Annotated in this window: 1 protein-coding gene; it reads left to right on the top strand. The window is 72.1% G+C overall.

Features of this window, described 5'->3' with window-relative positions; all coding sequences use genetic code 11:
• Positions 1 to 888 (top strand): amidohydrolase family protein (locus AC1DU6_RS32860; RefSeq protein ID WP_477862473.1); only part of this gene is annotated, 888 nt, incomplete at its 5' end.
• Positions 889 to 975: the final 87 nt, after the last annotated feature.

Genomic DNA, 975 nt, shown 5'->3' with positions numbered 1-975 from the left:
GAGGCCGGCCGCACCGGCCTCATCGCCGGTACGTCGGCGCTGCTGCAGCTGGAGGGCTGGAACTGGCAGGACATGGCCCTGCTGCCCGAGGTCGGCCTGCACATCGCCGTGCCGCGGCTGCGCCTGAACAGCGCCCTCTTCCCCAACCAGCCCGAAGCCCGCCTGGCCGAGATGCGCCGCTCGACCGAGGCCAGGCTCAAGCTGCTCGACGACGCCTTCGAATCGGCCCGGGCCTATGCGCTGGCGCGCGCTGCCGACCCGAGCACGCCCATCGACACGCGCTGGGAAGCGATGCGCCCCGTGCTGCCCGCTACAGCCGGTGCGGCGCCGGCCCGGCCCGTCGTCATGCATGCCGATGACCTTGCGCAGATTCGCTTTGCGCTGGACTTCGCGGCCCGCCATGGCCTCAAGCTCATCATCAGCGGCGGCGCCGATGCCTGGCGCCTGGCCGACACGCTGCGCGAACGCCAAGTACCCGTCATCATCGACGGCCTGCTGCGCCTGCCGATGCGCCGCGACGACCCGCCGGATGCCCTTTTCGCCCTGCCCGCCCAGCTCGCCGCGGCCGGCGTGCGCTACTGCATCGCCGACGGCGGCCGCGACTCGACGAATGCCCGCAACCTGCCCTTCGAGGCCGCGCATGCCCGCGCCTTCGGGCTCAGCGACGACGAAGCCCTGAAAGCCGTCACGCTCTACCCGGCGCAGATCCTCGGCATCGCCGACAAGCTGGGCTCCATCGAGGTCGGCAAGCTGGCCAACCTCTTCGTGGCCGATGGTGACCCCCTCGAGCCCAGCACGCGCATCGAGCGGGTGTTCATCCAGGGCCGCGAGGTGGAGCTCAGCGACCGGCAGACGGCGCTGCGCGACAAGTATCTGAAGCGCAACTAGCCGGCCGTCTTGGCCGGCGGCGTGGCTGCCGGCGAAGTGGGCGCGGCCGGCGCGCCCAGGCCCATCTGCGCATTTGGCCGCGCGTCG

Source organism: Roseateles sp. P5_B10, assembly GCF_056400485.1.
Note: the sequence above shows the minus strand (reverse complement) of the source record. Positions and strands in the feature narration are given on the sequence as shown.